Annotated in this window: 15 protein-coding genes; 2 read left to right on the top strand and 13 right to left on the bottom strand. The window is 60.6% G+C overall.

The features are described 5' to 3' along the window. Positions 1–3 precede the first annotated feature (3 nt). Positions 4–894 carry a hypothetical protein gene (locus ABR989_RS11435; protein WP_428128574.1) on the top strand — a complete coding sequence of 297 codons (891 nt, stop codon included), beginning with the start codon at positions 4–6 and terminating at the stop codon, positions 892–894. Positions 895–897: 3 nt separating this feature from the next. Here ABR989_RS11435 and ABR989_RS11430 read toward each other — a convergent pair whose 3' ends face one another. The 8 genes from ABR989_RS11430 to tldD form a co-directional block, all read right to left on the bottom strand. After that, positions 898–1,740, bottom strand: a complete 843-nt coding sequence (locus tag ABR989_RS11430) for an SMP-30/gluconolactonase/LRE family protein (protein ID WP_428128572.1) — start codon at positions 1,738–1,740, stop codon at positions 898–900. Between the two features lie 133 nt (positions 1,741–1,873). Further along, positions 1,874–4,999, bottom strand: a complete 3,126-nt coding sequence (locus ABR989_RS11425; protein ID WP_428128570.1) for an efflux RND transporter permease subunit — start codon at positions 4,997–4,999, stop codon at positions 1,874–1,876. A 33-nt stretch (positions 5,000–5,032) separates the two neighbouring features. Continuing rightward, positions 5,033–5,998 carry an efflux RND transporter periplasmic adaptor subunit gene (locus ABR989_RS11420; protein ID WP_428128567.1) on the bottom strand — a complete coding sequence of 322 codons (966 nt, stop codon included), beginning with the start codon at positions 5,996–5,998 and terminating at the stop codon, positions 5,033–5,035. 161 nt (positions 5,999–6,159) lie between these two features. Further along, complete coding sequence (locus ABR989_RS11415; RefSeq protein ID WP_428128565.1) at positions 6,160–7,344, bottom strand: TolC family protein; 1,185 nt, start codon at positions 7,342–7,344, stop codon at positions 6,160–6,162. Between the two features lie 351 nt (positions 7,345–7,695). Then, positions 7,696–8,298 (bottom strand): c-type cytochrome, encoded by a 603-nt coding sequence (locus ABR989_RS11410; RefSeq protein WP_428128563.1) that lies wholly within the window; start codon positions 8,296–8,298, stop codon positions 7,696–7,698. A 33-nt stretch (positions 8,299–8,331) separates the two neighbouring features. After that, on the bottom strand, positions 8,332–10,944 hold the full coding sequence (gene clpB / locus ABR989_RS11405; protein WP_428128562.1) for an ATP-dependent chaperone ClpB: 2,613 nt from the start codon (positions 10,942–10,944) through the stop codon (positions 8,332–8,334). A gap of 143 nt (positions 10,945–11,087) precedes the next feature. Beyond that, the gene (locus ABR989_RS11400) at positions 11,088–12,437 is read right to left on the bottom strand and encodes a TldD/PmbA family protein (RefSeq protein ID WP_428128560.1); all 1,350 of its coding nucleotides are present in this window, start codon (positions 12,435–12,437) and stop codon (positions 11,088–11,090) included. A 28-nt stretch (positions 12,438–12,465) separates the two neighbouring features. Continuing rightward, a complete protein-coding gene (gene tldD, locus ABR989_RS11395; RefSeq protein WP_428128557.1) occupies positions 12,466–13,914 on the bottom strand; it encodes a metalloprotease TldD in 1,449 nt (482 codons plus the stop codon). A gap of 127 nt (positions 13,915–14,041) precedes the next feature. On the opposite strand from tldD, the gene ABR989_RS11390 reads away from it, so the two are divergent. Continuing rightward, entirely contained in the window at positions 14,042–14,296 is a 255-nt protein-coding gene (locus tag ABR989_RS11390) for a hypothetical protein (protein ID WP_428128555.1), read from the top strand. 102 nt (positions 14,297–14,398) lie between these two features. Here ABR989_RS11390 and rplQ read toward each other — a convergent pair whose 3' ends face one another. The 5 genes from rplQ to rpsM form a co-directional block, all read right to left on the bottom strand. Further along, complete coding sequence (gene rplQ, locus ABR989_RS11385; RefSeq protein WP_428128552.1) at positions 14,399–14,851, bottom strand: 50S ribosomal protein L17; 453 nt, start codon at positions 14,849–14,851, stop codon at positions 14,399–14,401. A gap of 16 nt (positions 14,852–14,867) precedes the next feature. Next, complete coding sequence (locus tag ABR989_RS11380) at positions 14,868–15,896, bottom strand: DNA-directed RNA polymerase subunit alpha (RefSeq protein ID WP_428128549.1); 1,029 nt, start codon at positions 15,894–15,896, stop codon at positions 14,868–14,870. A gap of 83 nt (positions 15,897–15,979) precedes the next feature. Beyond that, positions 15,980–16,606 carry a 30S ribosomal protein S4 gene (gene rpsD / locus ABR989_RS11375; RefSeq protein ID WP_428128546.1) on the bottom strand — a complete coding sequence of 209 codons (627 nt, stop codon included), beginning with the start codon at positions 16,604–16,606 and terminating at the stop codon, positions 15,980–15,982. A gap of 103 nt (positions 16,607–16,709) precedes the next feature. Further along, positions 16,710–17,171 (bottom strand): 30S ribosomal protein S11, encoded by a 462-nt coding sequence (gene rpsK, locus ABR989_RS11370; protein WP_428128544.1) that lies wholly within the window; start codon positions 17,169–17,171, stop codon positions 16,710–16,712. Between the two features lie 48 nt (positions 17,172–17,219). After that, positions 17,220–17,603 carry a 30S ribosomal protein S13 gene (gene rpsM / locus ABR989_RS11365; protein ID WP_428128542.1) on the bottom strand — a complete coding sequence of 128 codons (384 nt, stop codon included), beginning with the start codon at positions 17,601–17,603 and terminating at the stop codon, positions 17,220–17,222. Positions 17,604–17,607 lie beyond the last annotated feature (4 nt).

Below are 17,607 nucleotides of genomic sequence, written 5' to 3'. Positions count from 1 at the left end.
GCGGTGATCCTCTACCTGTCCATCGCGATCGTTGCCAGCGTGCTGATGGCGCTCGGCCTGCTGATGATGAAGAGCCGCTCGGCGCATCTGCCAATGGCGGCCGGCGCGCATGTGATCGGCGCGATCGTCGCCTGGCTTCGCGATCCCATGTGGATCGGCGGACTCGGCGTGCAGACCGTGGGCTGGGCGCTCTACGTGATTGCGGTGTCGAGGGCGCCGGTATCGATGGTGGCGGTGATGATGCAGGGCGGAATCGCGCTGTTCGTAATCGCGTCGGTGGTGATTCTTGGCGAGCGCGCGAATGGACGCGAATGGGCCGGCATCGGCGCGATCGTGTTCGGGATGCTGATGCTTACGCTGTCGCTTCAGGCCGGCGAAACCGAAGGTGAGTTCGAACCCGGAACGCTGCTGATGTTCTCCGCGCTGTTGGCGGTTGCAGGGCTCGCGCCGATGGCCGTCGCACGGCTGAACGCCAGCGGCGCGGCGGCGGCGATTCTATCCGGCGTCGCGTTCGGCCTGGGGGGATTGTTCACCAAGGCGATGACGGAAGAGTTCATCGCCGGCGGCGCCGCTTCGCTCGCGCTTCGAATCGTATCGAATCCTTACGTGTACGGCCTGATCGTCGCCAACATCGCAGGGATTGTCCTGCTGCAGAACTCGTTTCATTCGGCGCGCGGGATAATCGCGATGCCGCTGTCGGGGGCGCTGTCGAACATCGTACCGATCGCCGGCGGGATGATCGCGTTCGGCGAACGATTGCCGGCGGGTTCGATGGCCGCCGCGATGCGGGTTGGCGCATTCGTATTGACGATCGCGGCCGGCGCACTGCTGGCTGGGTCGCGCGAGCAACCGCCGGAGGATCCTATCGCGGCCCGGGCTGCTGTCGAGAGTTAAAAACTAAAAGTTCGCTTTCGGCACCGGCAGGCCGGGCACGTCGGCGCGCGCGCGGAAAATCGTTCCCTTGCGATTTGGATCATCGGTGTTGTCCGCCGTCACGACGTAGAGATCCCGCATGTCGCGGCCTCCGAAGACCAGGCTGGTCACCATCGTGGCCGGCAACTTGATTCGCCTGGCTACGGCGCCGTCTTTCGAGAAATGGACGACCTCGCCGGCGCGGAAAGCCGCAACCCACACTCCCCCTTGCGCATCGACCGCCAGCCCGTCGGGCCATCCCGCGGGCATCTTGACAAAGATGCGCCGGTCCTTGACGCCGCGCTCGTGAGTGACGTCGTAAACCCACACCGCGCCGGTGGGGGAATCCGAATGATACAGGTGTTTTCTGTCGGGGCTGAGGCCGAGACCGTTGCTGACCTCGATGCCGTCCCACAACTTCACTGCGCGGCCGGGAGGATCGATGCGGAACAGGCTGCCCGGAATCGGCTGGTCGTTGCTCAACGGATCGAAGTTGACGGTTCCGGTGTAAATGCTGCCGTGATCGTCGGTGGTGAGATCGTTCATGCTGACGGGCTTGCCTGCCCAGGCGACGAACAGATCGCGGCTCTTGCCGGTTTTCTCATCCCAATGAATCAGGCCGCGGCCGGTGAGCACGAGCCCGCCGCTGGCGTTGAAGATCATCCCGCCGACGCCCTTGCGCTTGGGGATCAGCGTTTCGACGTTGCCGCCGGGATTGCGCCGGTAAACGCCGCCGTTGGGAATGTCACTGAAGTAGAGACGGCCGAGATCATCGACACGCGGCGCTTCGAGCAGGCCATAGCCGCTCGCGAGCATCTCGAATTCCATCGCTCCGATCCTCCTCCCGCCGTTTACCACGGTTCGCGGTGCGCGGCGAGGCTTGGCGGAGGCGCGAAGTTCGTTGGCGCCGGGATTGCACAAGTCGGCTCGTTAAAATCTGCCCCGCTCCGGGCCCGCCGGACTAGTCCCGCGTCGGAAAGTTGTCTGGCATTTCCGGCGGCGTCGTTCTGCGCTCTTCCGACAGACCAACATAATTGTGCAGTACATATACCAGCGTCGGCTGAAACACTCGCGTCAGCAACGCGATCGAAATCGCCCCGCCAATCACGACGATGGCGAGCGGACGCTGCGTTTGGGCGCCGATTCGAGTGGAAAGTGCCGCCGGCAGCAAGCCCAGACCGTCGACCAGCGCTGTCATCATGACTGCACGGAAACGGCGGTCGGCTCCCTTTACGATCGAATCGACCAGCGAATAACCCTCTTCCCAAAGCTGGTGGATGTAGAAGTTCAGCAGAATGCCGTCCATGATCGCAATCGCAAAAATTGAAATGAATCCGACCGCGGCAGAAACACTGAATGGTGTGCCTGTTACTACCAAGGCCAAGACCCCACCTAGACACGCAAGCGGAATCTGGGCCATCAATATAAGGGTATTAACCACCGAAAGCGTGGCGGCATAGAGGACGCCCATTACCAACAAGAGTGCCAGCGGAACTACGATCGCAAGCCGCTGGTTGGCGGCGTGCAGCTCTCCATACTCTCCCACCCATTCGAGATGCGTGCCCTCAGGCATCTGGATTTCGCTAGCGACGCGCGCCTTGGCCTCGGCGACCGCGCCCTGAAGGTCACGGCCTCTTACCGAAAAACGTACCGGTACGTAGCGTTGGAGATCTCCACGATAAATGAATGAAGCACCCTCGGATGCCTCGACGCGCGCAATTTGTCCGAGCGGCACATAGCCGCCGGTAGGAACGTTGACCCGAATGTTGCGCATTGCCTCGATGGTCTGCCGATACTGGGGCTTCCATCGCACCACCAACGGGAAGCTCCGGTCGCCTTCGAGTACCTGGGTCGCCGGCAACCCGCCGATCGCCGCCTGCACGATTGTCGAGACGTCACCGGAGTTCAGTCCGTATCGCGCGGCGGCGTCACGGTCAGGCTCGACGACTATGTTCGGCTGCCCGAGCGACTTGTACATGAAAACGTCGGTTACGCCGGGGACCTGTTTCAATGTCTCTTCAAGCCGGGTAGCTATTGACTGATCGGTATCGAGATCATAGCCGAATACCTTCACCGCGTTCTCGCCCGCTTTTACGCCCGAAAGCGCCTCGTCAATGTTGTCTTCGATATTTTGTGAATACGAGAAGCTGACGCCCCGGAATCGCCTGCGCAACTTGTCGTCGATCTCCGAAACTAGACGCTCTTTGGTCATGCCTTCCGGCCACGTCCCCTCGGGCTTCAGGTCGACAGCGAACTCGACGTTGAAAAAACTCGTGGTCTCAGTGCCATCGTCAGGCCTGCCAAGCTGAGATACAGCACTCGATACCTCTGGAAACGACAAAAATATCGCGCGCATCTGACTTACCAGCTTTGCGCCTTGCGGCAGATTGATCGTCGTCGGCATTATGGCGTGCGCCCAGATATTGCCTTCTTCCAGTTTGGGTAGAAACTCACCTCCCAAACGCGGGAAAAGCGACAAGCCGGCGGCCATGACTACGCAGATGATCACCAGCGTCAGCCGCGGCCAGCGCAAAATTCGCACGAATAGGTTGTGGTAGAAGTTGTGAAACGCTTCCCAGACAAAGTTGTGCGTTTCCTTCATGCCTTTGTGAAGAAGGATGGAACTCAGAACGGGCGAGAGCATCACGGCCAGCAGAATCGCGATCGTCAAGGCGTATCCGTAGGTGTGCGACATCGGGGAAAAGATCGCACCTTCCACCCCGCGCATCGTAAAGAGCGGAAGGAACGCGATCAAAAAGATCAGCGTCGAGTAGAACATCGGTCCGCCGACTTCCTTGGAAGCGTTCAGGATGCACTGAAAAGTATTCTCGCCCTTGGAAGAATCGGTAGTTAGATGTCGATAGATATTTTCGACGACGATTATCGTCGAATCGATAATAATTCCAAAATCTACCGCGCCCAGGGAAAGCAAGTTTGCCGGCGTGCCGGACAGATAGAGCAAGATGAAGGCCCCGAGCATGGCCAGCGGAATGTTTACCGCCGCGATAATTGCAGTCCGAAAATTGCCCAGGAAGAAAATCAGCACCAGGAACACAAGCACCATACCGAGCGTCAGATTCTCGAGAACGGTCCGAAGCGTCGTATAGACCAAACCTCTTCGATCGTAATACGGCACTATCTTGTAGCCTTTGGGCAGCATACCCGTGGTATTCAGCTGCTCGGTCTTTGCCTCTACACCCTTTAATGTCGCAAGGGTGTTGCCGTACTTGCGCATCAGGACGATTCCTTCGACGACCTCGTCCTCGTAATTCATTCCAACGATACCCAGCCGCGGCGCCCACCCCACCGACACGTCCGCCACATTCTTTATCCTGATCGGGGTCGACTTGTTCGATGTGAGCACGACGTTGCCGATGTCGCCGACCCCGCGGATCAACCCAAGCCCCCGCACATCGAATGCCTGTTCGCCCACGTTGAGATAGCTTCCTCCCGAATTGGTGTTCGAGTTCTGAATCGAACTGATCACCTGGGAAAGCGGTATGGAGTAGTGATTGAGTTTCTGCGGGTCAACTTCGACGTGGTACTCTTTCGTGAGACCGCCAAAGCCCGAGACGTCGAGCACTCCAGGCACGGTCTTAAACTGTTTCTGACAAATCCAGTCCTCGACCTCTTTCTCTTTGACCAGGTCGTGATCGGGGGCTCTGACGGTATATCGATAGATCTCACCGATGGGGTTTTCCGCCGACAGGCCAGCCTGGATACCCTGGGGAAGAGTAACGAACTGCAACTGGTTTATCGTCTGAGTGCGGTCAAACTCGTAATCACTGTCCCAATCGAAGTACAGGCGGACGTCGGATAGCCCGTATAGCGATATGGATTCCATCGATGTCAAATGAAGCATACCGCTCATCCCATACTCAGTCGGGACCGTGACGAGTTTCTCGACCTCCTCGGCGCTGAGACCGTTGGGCAGCGTCAGAACCTCGGTCATGGGTTGCACAGGATCGGGATAAGCTTCGATGTCAAGCTGTGAGAATGAATAAAGCCCCGCCAGCAGCAAAAGCACGGCGGCGCCTATCACGACCGCGCGCTCGCGAAGCGCCAGCGCCATCAATGCTTGAATCATCGCTTTAACCCTTGAAGGCGATAGACCGCCCGGCTATGAGCTCTCTCCGCGTGCTTGATGCCAGAGGGCGTTGACCTGGATTGTCTCACCCGTGACGACGCGATCGCCCGCTCTTAGTCCTGAGATCACGCGTGCATAGCCTTCCTGATCCCACGCACCGATCACGACCGTGCGCCGTTCGAGCATGTGGTTACCGGCATCGACGTATGCGAAGTACTTGTCGGTTTCAAACACGAGTGCGTCCAGCGGCACTAGCAGCGCTTGCCCGGGCCGCACCGCGATCGTGACGCGCGCGAGCATTTGCGGCTTCAACTTAAAACCGGGATTCTTTACTTCGCAGCGAATCTGGGCAGTATGCGTGGTCGGATCGACGTTGGGACTGATCCGTGCAATCGTTCCATGGAAAGTCTCGTCGGGGTATGCGGTGGTGACCGCTGAGAGCTCCTGCCCGGGTTTCACGCGAGCAAGCTCATCTTCGTAGATGTCTGCGGTAATCCAGACGTCTTCGAGTGTGCCGAGTGAATACAATACGTCGCCGGGATTAACCGCCGAACCGCGCAGGGTCTGATTCTGAACTATATTTCCGCTTATCGGTGCGTGCATCACGAAGGTTGGAGCCGGTACCGTGATCTTCGCTATCTGCTCAGGCTCGATCCCCAGTAGGTCTAGCTTTCGTCTCGATGCTTCCAGCATCGCGCGTCCGAACTCGCCATTATTGATGCCCGCCAGCTTGGAAACAGAGTCCTTGGCTTGAAGATACTCCGCCTCAGCAGTCATGATGTCCGGGCTGTAGAGCGTGGCGATCGCCTGGCCGCGTTGAACATAATCCCACTGCGAGACCCGCACTTCCTCGATACGGCCTGCCACCCGCGAAATAATGGAGGCCACTCGACGATCGTCGAAGGTAACCTGCCCCGACGTTTCCAGAGTCCCGGGTAGATCGACCGATTGGATGGTCGTCATAGTCATGCCCGGCAAATCCGCCTGAGCCAGTTCCATCAACTCGGGACCTTGTCCCTGGTGAATAAATTTCGGCAATTCCAGACCCGGCTGGTCATTTGCAGTAACGCTTGGAGAACGGCCGCAACCAATCGTCGCGCTCGCAATCACTGCGAGTAACCAAGTGACCAGTAGCCGCGGCCGGGAAGGCCTGATCAACGTCATTGGAGATTTCCTCCCGCCGCCTGCTCGATGGCCACTTTCCCCGCCAATAGCTGATTCACCGCCTGCAGATACGTCGCCCTTGAATCGCTTTCCTGACGGAACGCCGATATGAGCGTGGTAAAATCAACCTTCTCGTTCTGGTACGCGACCATCATGACCTCGAATGCCTGACGTGCGAGTGGGATAAGCGTATCTCTATACAGGAGCGCGGTTTCGCGCGAACGAAGTATCTGGCGATAGAGCGTGGTGACTTGCCCCGCGGTCTGGATGCGGATCGACGAGAGGTCTTCTTTGGCGGCCTCCAGATCCTGATGGGCTTTCGCGATGTCTTCGTTCTTGGCCCAGAAGAAAATCGGCACGTTGAAGCCTACGGTGAAGCTGTAGTCTTCGGTGTGACTCAGCGTCGGCGCCCAGCTGGCAATCAGGTAATGATCGAAGGTGAAACCCAGCGAATAGTCGGGCGCGTATTCGAGACGCGCCAGTGTCAGCGCGGTACTCTGGTTTTGCTGGGCGAGGGCGGCTTGGAGAATCTCCTGACGCGCGGCAATCGCGCGCGCGACGATCTCATCGAGACTGGTTTCGAAGGGCGCAAGGTCGAAGGCACGATCGACTTCCAATGGCTCGTCCGGGCGCCGGGCAAGTAAGACATTCAGGGCAGTCTTATCGTTTGCAACCGTAACTCGCCCCTGACGCAGCGTTTCCCGGTCTGCTTCGAGTGCGAACTGGCCGTTGATGTAGTCGCCCTGGGTTACCATGCTCGCCGCATACGCGATTTGGGTGACCTTCTGAACCCGCTCAAGGTTCGCGACGTTTTCGGTGAAGAGATCGATCAGGGCGTTATCGAGCTGGAGCTGGTAATAGCCGGTTTCCGCCTGTGCCTTGATGTCGCGAACAGCGGCAAAGTAGGTAAGCCGCGCGATCTCGGCAGTCCGTTTTGCCTCTTGGCCCTGCAGCAGACCCTTTCCCGGGAACTGCAAGGACTGAGTGACCGTGACATTGTGAAGATCGGTGCCGCCGCCGAGCCAATGATCAGGGCTGTCTGAATCCAGAAACGTGAACTGCGGATCCGCCGGCGTGTAGTTTTGAATTATGTGGTGAGTTGCCGATTCCCATCGATGAAGCGCCCCGCGAACCTGCGGATTTTGAGTTTGAACCTCGGCTACAACCTGCTGAAGCGACATGACCTCGGCTCTCGCGTGGGCGGGAACGCTCAATAGACTGAGCGACACAAGAACGATCCGGAGAGACTTTGTTCGCATCGGGGTTCCTCACGCCGCGCTATTCGGAAAACCGCTCGCTTCTCGCAACTCCTCGATCCACCTCGCCCATGGCAATACGCAGTCGGCTCGGAAAGGTTCCATCGCCTGACGTGAATTATTTGTGTTTAACCTAAATGAGAATGAGAATCAATCTCTATACTAGCCACGCCGCGTCAGCAATCGATAATCAATTAAACCGATTTGAATCGACGACCGAAAGCACTCCTTCGGATCGCAATTGTGGAAGGCTGGCGGGCGCCGCGCCGGCAACCGTCAGTTGCCGGCGACCTTGGCTTTTGCGGCCGCTGCACTCTGCATCGATCGCAGGTACATCACGACCTGCCAGCGCTGCTCGGCGGGCATTTCTTCAGCGTAGGAGGGACTCGACAGAACACCGTCGCGGATCACGCCGTAGATATAGCCGTCGGGACGATCCTTGATGACGCCAATGAGCAGACTTTTCGGCGGCTTTGCCAGGATGTGCGCGACGGGGCCGTTACCCTGCGCCGATTCTCCGTGACACGGCGCGCAGTAGGCATTGAACTGCTCTTTACCCTTGGCGAGATTTTCCGGCGTCGCCTGCAAGGGGTTGTGCATCTTGATCGCCGCCTGCTCGAGGCTCATCGGCGGTTCTCCGCCATGAACCGGAATTGTGTCCGCGGGAGTGACGCGCGGCGCCTCGGCGAACGGCTGAATCTCCGGCCCGCGGTACATGTCGATACTCCACGGGAAACAAGCAGCCGGCGCCGGGATCGCCGCGATCGCAATCGCAACGGCGAGCATCAATCCCGCGGCGCGAATCACCCTGGAATGCGGACCAATCACTTTTCTGAAAATCTCCCGGCTCTGCTTCTTTATGACAACCACCCCGAGCATACCCGCCTTCTCATGCCGAAGGCAAAAGTAGCATTACGTGGCGCTGGCCAGCGGCTGGCTCGAGAACTTCAGCCCTCGAGCGCCGGCATCGACCGTGACCCGCGAACTGTCGCGAATCTCACCCGCGAGCAATTTCCGCCCCAGCGCCGTCTCGAGCTCGCGCTGGATGAGTCGTTTCAACGGACGCGCCCCATACGACGGATCGTAGCCATGCTCGGCCAGATAATCGCGCGCTTTGTCGGTCAATTCGAGCTCGATCTTGCGCTCCTCGAGCCGCGCGCGCAGCCGCACCAGTTGGATGCCGACTATTTGGCGCAGCTCTTCGCGGGTCAGCGGATGGAACACGACGACCTCGTCAACCCGGTTGAGAAACTCGGGCCTGAAACTCTGGCGCAAGACCTCGAGCGCCTGCGCCTTCATCTTCTCGTAGTCCTGTCCCTTGAACCCGAGAATAATCTGGCTGGCGATATTCGACGTCATGATCACAACGGTGTTGCGGAAATCTACCGTGCGTCCGTGACCGTCGGTAAGCCGGCCGTCGTCGAGCAATTGCAGCAGGATATTGAACACGTCGGCGTGCGCTTTTTCGATCTCGTCGAACAGGATTACCGAGTACGGACGGCGCCGCACGGCTTCCGTCAGTTGCCCGCCCTCCTCGAAGCCGACATAGCCCGGAGGCGCGCCGACCAGCCGCGAGACGGTGTGCTTCTCCATGTACTCGGACATGTCGATTCGGATCATCGCGGCTTCGCTGTCGAACAGGAACTCGGCCAGCGCGCGCGCCAGTTCGGTCTTGCCCACGCCGGTGGGGCCGAGAAAAATGAAGGACCCGATCGGGCGGTTGGGATCCTTGAGTCCGGAGCGGGCGCGAATTACCGAATCGGAAACGGCGATCACCGCTTCGTCCTGGCCGATGACGCGTTTGTGCAGATGCTCCTCGAGATGCGCGAGCTTCTGCACCTCGCCTTCGAGCAGGCGCGAGACGGGAATTTTGGTCCATCGCGCGACGACTTCGGCGATATCGTCCTCGTCCACTTCTTCCTTGATCAATCGCTTGCCGCCGGAGTGCTTCTCGACGAGCTTCTGCTCCTCGGCGCCGAGCTCCTTTTCGAGCGACGCGAGCTTGCCGTACTGCAGCTCCGCGACCTTGTTGAGGTCGTACTCGCGCTTGGCTTTTTCGATCGCAAGCCTGGTTTGTTCGATCTCGGCTTTAATTTTTGCGAGTTTCTCCAGTCCGCTCGTTTCGGTTTCCCACTGCGCCTGCAGGCCCGAACGCTTTTCCTTGATCTCGGCGAGCTCCTTCTCGAGTTTCTGCAGCCGATCGCGCGAGGACTGATCGGTCTCGCGCTTGAGCGCCTCGCGCTCGATTTCCAGCTGCATCACGCGCCGATTGACCTCGTCGATCTCGACCGGCATCGACTCCTTCTCGGTGCGCAGTTTGGCCGCCGCTTCGTCCATCAGGTCGATCGCCTTGTCGGGCAGGAATCGATCGGTGATGTAGCGTTTTGAGAGCACCGCGGCCGTCACCAGCGCGGCGTCCTTGATTCGAATTCCGTGATGGACTTCGTAACGTTCCTTCAGCCCGCGCAGAATCGAGATGGTGTCCTCGACGCTCGGCTCCTCGACCATCACGGGCTGAAAGCGCCGCTCCAGCGCCGCGTCTTTCTCGATATACTTGCGGTACTCGTTGAGCGTGGTCGCACCGATGCAATGCAGTTCGCCGCGCGCCAGCATGGGCTTGAGCAGGTTCGACGCATCCATCGCGCCTTCAGCGGCGCCGGCGCCGACGACGGTATGCAACTCATCGATGAACAGAATTATCTCGCCCGCGGCTTCCTGCACCTCCTTCAACACGGCCTTGAGCCGTTCCTCGAACTCGCCGCGGAACTTGGCGCCCGCTATCAGCGCTCCCATGTCGAGCGCGACCAGCTTGCGATTCTTGACGCCCTCGGGCACATCGCCCGCAACGATTCGCCGCGCAAGGCCCTCGACAATCGCGGTCTTGCCGACCCCCGGCTCGCCGATCAGCACCGGGTTGTTCTTGGTGCGGCGCGAGAGAACCTGGATTACGCGTCGAATTTCCTCGTCGCGTCCTATCACCGGATCGATTTTGCCGGCCGACGCGAGCTTGGTCAGGTCGCGGCCGTATTTTTCCAGCGACTGGTAGGTCGCCTCGGGATTCGACGAGGTGACGCGCTGGTTGCCGCGGACCTTCTTGAGCACGGCCATCAGCTTGTCGTGGGTCAAACCGGCTTCGCGCAGAATTTTCGAAGCGGCGCCCGGCTCATCGAGCATCGCGATCAACACGTGCTCGACCGAAACGTACTCGTCCTTGAGCTTGCCCGCCTCCTGCTCTGCGCGCGCCAGCACCCGGCCCAGGCGCTGGGTCGCGTAAACCTGCCCGCTGTCAGAGCCGCCGCCGGTTACTTGCGGAATTTTGCCGAGTTCGGCGGCGAGCTTGCGGCGGATCGCGTCGCGATCGACGCCCGTCAGCTTCATGATCGAGGACGCCAGGCCTTCGTCATCTTCGAGCAGCGACGCTAGCAAATGCTCGACGTCGACGGCCTGGTTATGCGCGCTGAGCGCGGCGTTTTGCGCGCGCCCGAGCGCCTCCTGGAGTTTTTCGGTGAATCGGTTGGCGTTCATGCGATCGTCGGTTTTCCTTGCTGATTAAGCTAACCATTTTCCGGTTTAGGGCAAACTGAAATTCATCATCGGCCGTCGCGGTGCTCAGATGCGCGCCTCGGTCAAGCGGAGCCGAAATACCTGTAATAAATTATCGCAAGCGCTCAGGCCCCGGCGATCGTCATCTCGGCTATCTTGATCGTGGGCGCGACGGTGGATGAACGCCAGTTGAGATCGTTGCCGATCATCTCGACGCCGGCCATCATGTCTTTCAGGTTGCCCGCGATGGTGATTTCATTCACCGGATAGGCGAGTTCGCCGTTCTCAATCCATATTCCACCCGCGCCCCGCGAATAGTCCCCGGTGACCATGTTCACGCCGAAACCGATGATCTCGGTCAGGTACAGTCCCTGCTTCACCGATCCGATTATCTGCGCGGGCGTATAGCTGCCGGGCGCCAGGTACAGATTGGTGGTCGAGACGCTGGGAGCCTCGCCCACCGAACGCGCGGCGTTGCCCGTGGGAGCCAGACCGAGCTTGCGCGCTGAATAGCAGTCGAGCAGGTAGGTCGCGAGCACGCCCTTGTCCACCAGGTTCTTGCGGGAGGTCGGCAACCCCTCGCCGTCGAACGGCTTGGAGCCAAGACCGCCGGGGATCAGCGCGTCGTCGATGATAGTAACGCCGGGGGCGGCGATCGGATTGCCCAACTGTCCCACCAGAAATGACGCTCCCTTGTACAGCGAGGGACCCGAAGCTGCGCCGGCAATCGATCGAATCAATCCCGCAGCCATGTCGGGATCGAAGACGATCGGCGCGCGCATCGTCTTGATCTTGCGCGCTCCGAGCCGGCGAATCGCCCGCCTGGCAGCGGTTATTCCGACCGACTCCGCATCTTCGAGTTTTCCGAAGCGGCGGTTCGAGGTGTACCAGAATCCCTGTTGCATCGCGTCGCCGTCTTGCGCGATCGGCTGCACGACAAGGGTGTACGAGGTGCCGGAATACTCGCCTGAAAAACCCTGGCTGTTGGCGAACAGAATCTGGCCGCGCCCGGAGCTGAATTCGGCCCCCTCGGAGTTCTTCATGCGCGGATCGAATTTCAGCGCCGCGTTCTCGGCGGTGCGCGCGATCTCGAGCGCGCGATCCGCGGCCACTATTCCGCTGTCAGGATCCGCCAGCGAAAGCTCGGGCAATGACTTCGGATGCATCGAAGGGTCGGGCAATCCGGCCCACGGATCGGCGGCCGACAAGCGCGCAAGCTCGACCGTGTTCGCGATGAAGTCGCCCAGTGAATCGCGCTCCAGTTCGGCCGTCGATGAGGTCGCGGAAGACTGTCCGCAAAACACCCGTAGACCCAGCCGCCGCTCGCGCGAGCTCTTGAGTTTCTCGACTTCGCCCAGCCGCACACCGGCAGCAAGAGACTCCGCGGTCACGCACAGAACTTCCGCCGCGCTGGCGCCTTTGCGCCTGGCCTCGTCGAGCGCCCAGTTGGCGAGTTCAATATCAACCGTCGCCATCAGATTATTCTCATTCTCATTCCATTTGTCAGGCGCGCGTGCCGCCGACCGTTATGCCGTCGATTCGAATCGTCGGCAGACCCACGCCCACCGGCACCGATTGGCCATCCTTGCCGCAGGTCCCGATCCCGGCGTCGAGCGCGAGGTTGTTGCCGACCATCGAGACCCGGGTCAGCACGTCGGGACCGTTGCCGATAAGCGTGGCGCCCTTGACCGGCCGCGTCACCTGGCCGTCCTCGATCAGGTAAGCCTCGCTCGCGGAGAAAACAAATTTGCCGTTGGTGATATCGACCTGTCCGCCGCCGAAGCTGACCGCATAGAGGCCGTTCTTGACCGACTTTATTATCTCCTCGGGCGTGGATTCGCCGTTAAGCATGAAGGTGTTGGTCATTCGGGGCATCGGCGAATGCGCAAAGCTCTCGCGCCGTCCGTTGCCGGTGGGCGCCATCTTCATCAGCCGCGCGTTCATCCGGTCCTGCAGATAGCCGCGCAGGATTCCCTTTTCGATCAGCACCGTGCGCGAAGTGGGCGTGCCTTCGTCGTCAACGTTCAGGCTGCCGCGGCGATTCGGGATGGTGCCGTCGTCGATCACCGTGCAAAGTTCGCTCGCGACTTTCTGGCCGATTCGATTCGCGAATGCCGACACGCCCTTGCGGTTGAAGTCGCCTTCCAGCCCGTGGCCAATCGCTTCGTGAAGCAAAATTCCGGGCCATCCCGGGCCGAGCACGACCACCATCTCGCCCGCGGGCGCATCGACCGCGTCGAGATTCACGATCGCCTGCCGCGCCGCTTCCAGCGCGTACTCGCGCCAGCGGTCATTTTCGATGAAGTAGTTCCACTCGACGCGCCCGCCGCCGCCGTAGGAGCCCATCTGGCGACCCTTGCCGTCGTCGGCGATTACGGTGACGTTGAGCCGGCACAGCGGCTGCACGTCGGCCGCGACTTGCCCGTCGCTGTTCACGACCATCACGATCTTCCGCTCGCACGCGAACGACGCCATCACGTTCTTCACGCGCGGATCGGAGGCGCGCACCACGCGATCGATCTCGCTCAGCAGCCGCGCACGCTCCTGCACCGGAACTTCGAGCGGGGTGCTGTCGAGATCGTACAGCGCATGACGCGCGACCGGAGTGCCGACCCGCACCGCGGCCGCTGTCGTACCGCGCTGATCGGCGATCGCGCGGGCGGCCTCCGCCGCAAGGCGCATCCTGTCGATCGTGACTTCGTCGGAATACGCGTAGCCGGTGCGATCCTCGGCGCACACGCGCACGCCGACGCCGTGGCTCACGCTCTTGCTGGTGTGATTCACCATCGATTCCTCGAGCCCGAGACCCTCGGCGCTGCGGTACTCGAAGTAGAGATCGGCGTAATCGGCCTTGCGTTCGAGCGCAGTGCCGAGGATTCGCTCGAAACTGCGCTCGCTCACGCCGAAGCGGTTAAGAAAGAATTTATCGGGAGCAAGCAATTCGTTGGACATCGTTTTTGTCGCCTGTGAATCAAGTTTATCAAAGCGCGCAGCCGCCAAGAAGGTCGCTTGCTCGAATCCGCGCAAAGAATCGGCTCGACGATGGCGAAGCGGCCGCGAAACGGGTTACGATTTACCAATGGCGGCGGCAACGCGAAATACATTGGCGCTCGTCGATCGCCTGATGCTCGACATGATCGCGCAGCAGGAGACCAAGGTCCTCGCGATGGCGCGCGCGATTCATCCCGGGCTCACCTCGGAGGACATCCGCAATCCGAACGATTTCGCCGACTTGATGGCGAGCGGCGAGTGGAACTTCGAGGACGGAATTCTGGCCGGGCTCAAGAGCGCGCACATGGCGCTCCGCGCCAGGCTGCTTGAGAGCGTCGAGTAAGAACTCGAAAAAGTTCCACCAGCAGGACGCCGAGAAGAAAGAAAAGGCACGAAGAGATTTTCTTCGTGCCTGCGCGTCTCTGGCCGCGACGTTCGAGCTGGATTAGCCGGCGGCCGCCGCTCGACGAGGTTTCTCGGCAGGAGCGCCTTCCTTCTTCGCAGCCGAGCGCTTGCGCGGCTTCTTCGACTTGCTCTGCTCCTCGCTGCCGGTGAACTCGATGACTGACAGCATGGCGGCATCGCCGCGGCGATGACCGAACTTGATCACCCGCGTATAGCCGCCGTTGCGATCTTTGAAGCGCGGCGCGATCTCATCGAACAACTTCTTGACCGCCTCATGCGACTGCATGAACGCAAACGCGCGCCGTCGCGCAGCGAGATCGTTCTGCTTGCCGAGCGTGACCATCCGGTCCGCGATGCGTCGCAGTTCCTTGGCCTTGGGATCGGTCGTCTTGATTCGCTCATGACGAATCAGCGCGAGCACCATATTCTTGAACAGCGCCTTGCGATGCGCTGAGGTGCGATTGAGCTTGCGGCCCGAGTTGAGATGACGCATCAGTTACTCCAAACCGCTATGCCGATTCGCGGCGTTCCTGCTCTTCCCACATGCGGTCGAGCTCGCCGCGCGGCGGCAGGTTCTCCAGCCGCATCCCGAGCGAAAGGCCCATGTCGGCGAGGACTTCCTTGATCTCGTTGAGGGACTTGCGTCCGAAGTTTTTGATCTTGAGCATGTCCTGCTCGGTGCGCTGCACCAGCTCGCCGATGTACTTGATGTCGGCGTTCTGAAGACCGTTGAACGCGCGCACCGAAATCGGCAGCCCTTCGACGGGCCGATAGAGCAGCTCGCTCATCGAGGGACCGGCCTCGCCGCCCTCGGCCGTGCCGGCGGGTGCTCCCGCCTCTTCCTCGACGCCCGCGAAAATCGTCATCTGATCGCGCATCACGCGCGCCGCGTAGGTAAGCGCCTCGCGCGGGTTGATCGAGCCGTCGGTCCAAATCTCCAGCGCCAGCCGATCGTAATCGGTGCGCTGTCCGACGCGCGCGTTGGTCACGGTGAAGTTGACCTTGCGAATCGGCGAGAAGATCGCGTCGAGGCGAATCGTCCCGATTGGCTCCTCGTCTTCGGTGCGCTCGCCGGGGACGTAGCCGCGGCCGCGCTTGATGACGAGTTCCATGTCGAGTTCGGCGCCCTTGTCGAGCGACGCGATATGCTTGTCGGGGGTCAGGATTTCCAGGCTCGGTCCGCCGGTGATATCGCGCGCGGTCACCTGCGCCTCGCCCTTGACCTTGAGGGTCGCGGTAATCTGCTCGCCCTCATGCAGCCGCAAGCGGATTTCCTTGAGGTTGAGGACGATGTCGGTCACGTCCTCTTTGACTCCGGCCAGAGTCGAAAACTCGTGAAGAACGTTTTTGATCCTGACTGCCGTAATCGCGTAGCCGGGCAGCGTGGACAGCAGGATGCGCCGCAGCGCGTTGCCAACGGTGATTCCGTAGCCGCGTTCGAGCGGTTCCGCGGAAAACTTGCCGTAGGAAGGAGTGACTTCCTTCTCGTCGAACTCGACAGCCTTGGGTTTGATCAGATCTCGCCAGTCGTTCTGCATAGTCTATGCTCTTTTTTCCGATGGATTTCCCGCGCCCACACAGGTCCACCACGGACCGGGACGCCGATCGGTATGCCTCCGCCCTATCTGGAGTAATGCTCGACGATCAGCTTCTCGCTGATCGGCATCGTCAGTTCAGCGCGCGCCGGCAGCGACCGGAGCGAGCCGCGGAATTGTTCGCGCTCGAGTGCCATCCACGGCGGGACGCCGCGGCGCTGCGCCATCTCGATTGCCTCGACGATCACCTTCTTGGTGCGACTCGCCTCGGCCACGCTGATTACACTGCCAACCTCGACCAGCGTCGAGGGAATCGTGACTTTCTTGCCGTTGACGTGAATATGCCCGTGGCGAACCACCTGGCGCGCCTGCGCCAGCGAACTGGCGAAGCCGAGACGATAGACCACGTTGTCAAGCCGCCGCTCGAGCAGCACGAGCAGGTTCTCGCCGGTAATTCCGTCCATCCGCTCAGCAATCTTGAAGTAGGCCGAGAACTGCGTTTCCATCATTCCGTAAATGCGCTTGACCTTCTGCTTTTCACGCAGTCGAATCGCGAATTCCGAAAAACGCGTGCGCGCCTGACCGTGCGCTCCGGGCGGATAATTGCGCCGCTCGATCGCGCACTTGTCGCTGTAGCACCGCTCTCCCTTGAGGAAGAGTTTCAGTCCTTCGCGCCGGCACAGCCGGCATACCGGACCCAGATTCCTAGCCATCTTCGATTACGCCTTCTTTTTTCAGTGAATCCGCTTGCGTGCTGACAGCATGATGAAAATTTCCCTGCTTGCCCGCGTTTTCATCGCTCGTTCGTATTTCTGCTCAGACTCTGCGCCGCTTCGGAGGACGGCATCCGTTGTGCGGAATCGGCGTGACGTCCCTGATCGAGATGACGCCGAGTCCCGCGGCTTGCAGCGCGCGCACTGCCGATTCGCGTCCTCCGCCCGGGCCTTTGACGTGAACGACCACCGCGCGCATCCCCACTTCCGAGCACTTGCGCGCGCACGCCTCCGCCGCCATCTGCGCTGCGAACGGCGTGCCCTTGCGCGAGCCCTTGAAGCCTACCGAGCCGGCGCTCGACCATGCGATCACGGTGCCCTGCTGATCGGTGATCGTCACGATCGTGTTGTTGAAGGTCGCGTGCACATGCGCGACGCCCTCGGGCACGTTGCGGCGCACCTTCTTGCGCCGCGGCGCAGGCGCAGGCGCTCCAGCAGCGGGGGCCGCGGCAGCAGCGGCCTTCTTTTCGGGCGCGGCTTTCGTCTCTTTGATTTCTTCAGCCATTTATTCCAAACGCTCTCGTCCTGATGCTTGCTATGTCACTCGCGCCCGTTAGCCCTTGGTCGGCGCCTGCTTCTTGCCCGCGACCACTTTGCGCGGACCCTTGCGCGTACGCGCGTTGGTATGCGTGCGTTGCCCGCGCACCGGAAGTCCGCGACGATGCCGAATCCCGCGGTAGCACCCCAGATCCATCAGGCGCTTGATCGACTGCTGAAAGTCGCGCCGCAGATCGCCTTCGACCTCGAAGTCGGTGTCGATCACCTGGCGGATATGGACCTGCTGGTCTGCCGACAGGTCGTCGGTCTTGGTCGCGGGATCGACTTTGGCGGCGGTGAGGATTTTCAGCGCACTCGGCCGGCCTATTCCGTAGATGTAGGTCAGCGCGATATCCATCCGCTTGTTCTTGGGCAGTTCGACTCCAGCTATGCGTGCCATCGCG

Origin of the sequence: Binatus soli (SeqCode) (assembly GCF_050015535.1) — a bacterium.
In the GTDB taxonomy this organism is placed as follows: Bacteria; Desulfobacterota; Binatia; order Binatales; family Binataceae; genus Binatus; species Binatus soli.
This window is presented reverse-complemented; position numbering and strand designations above follow the sequence as displayed.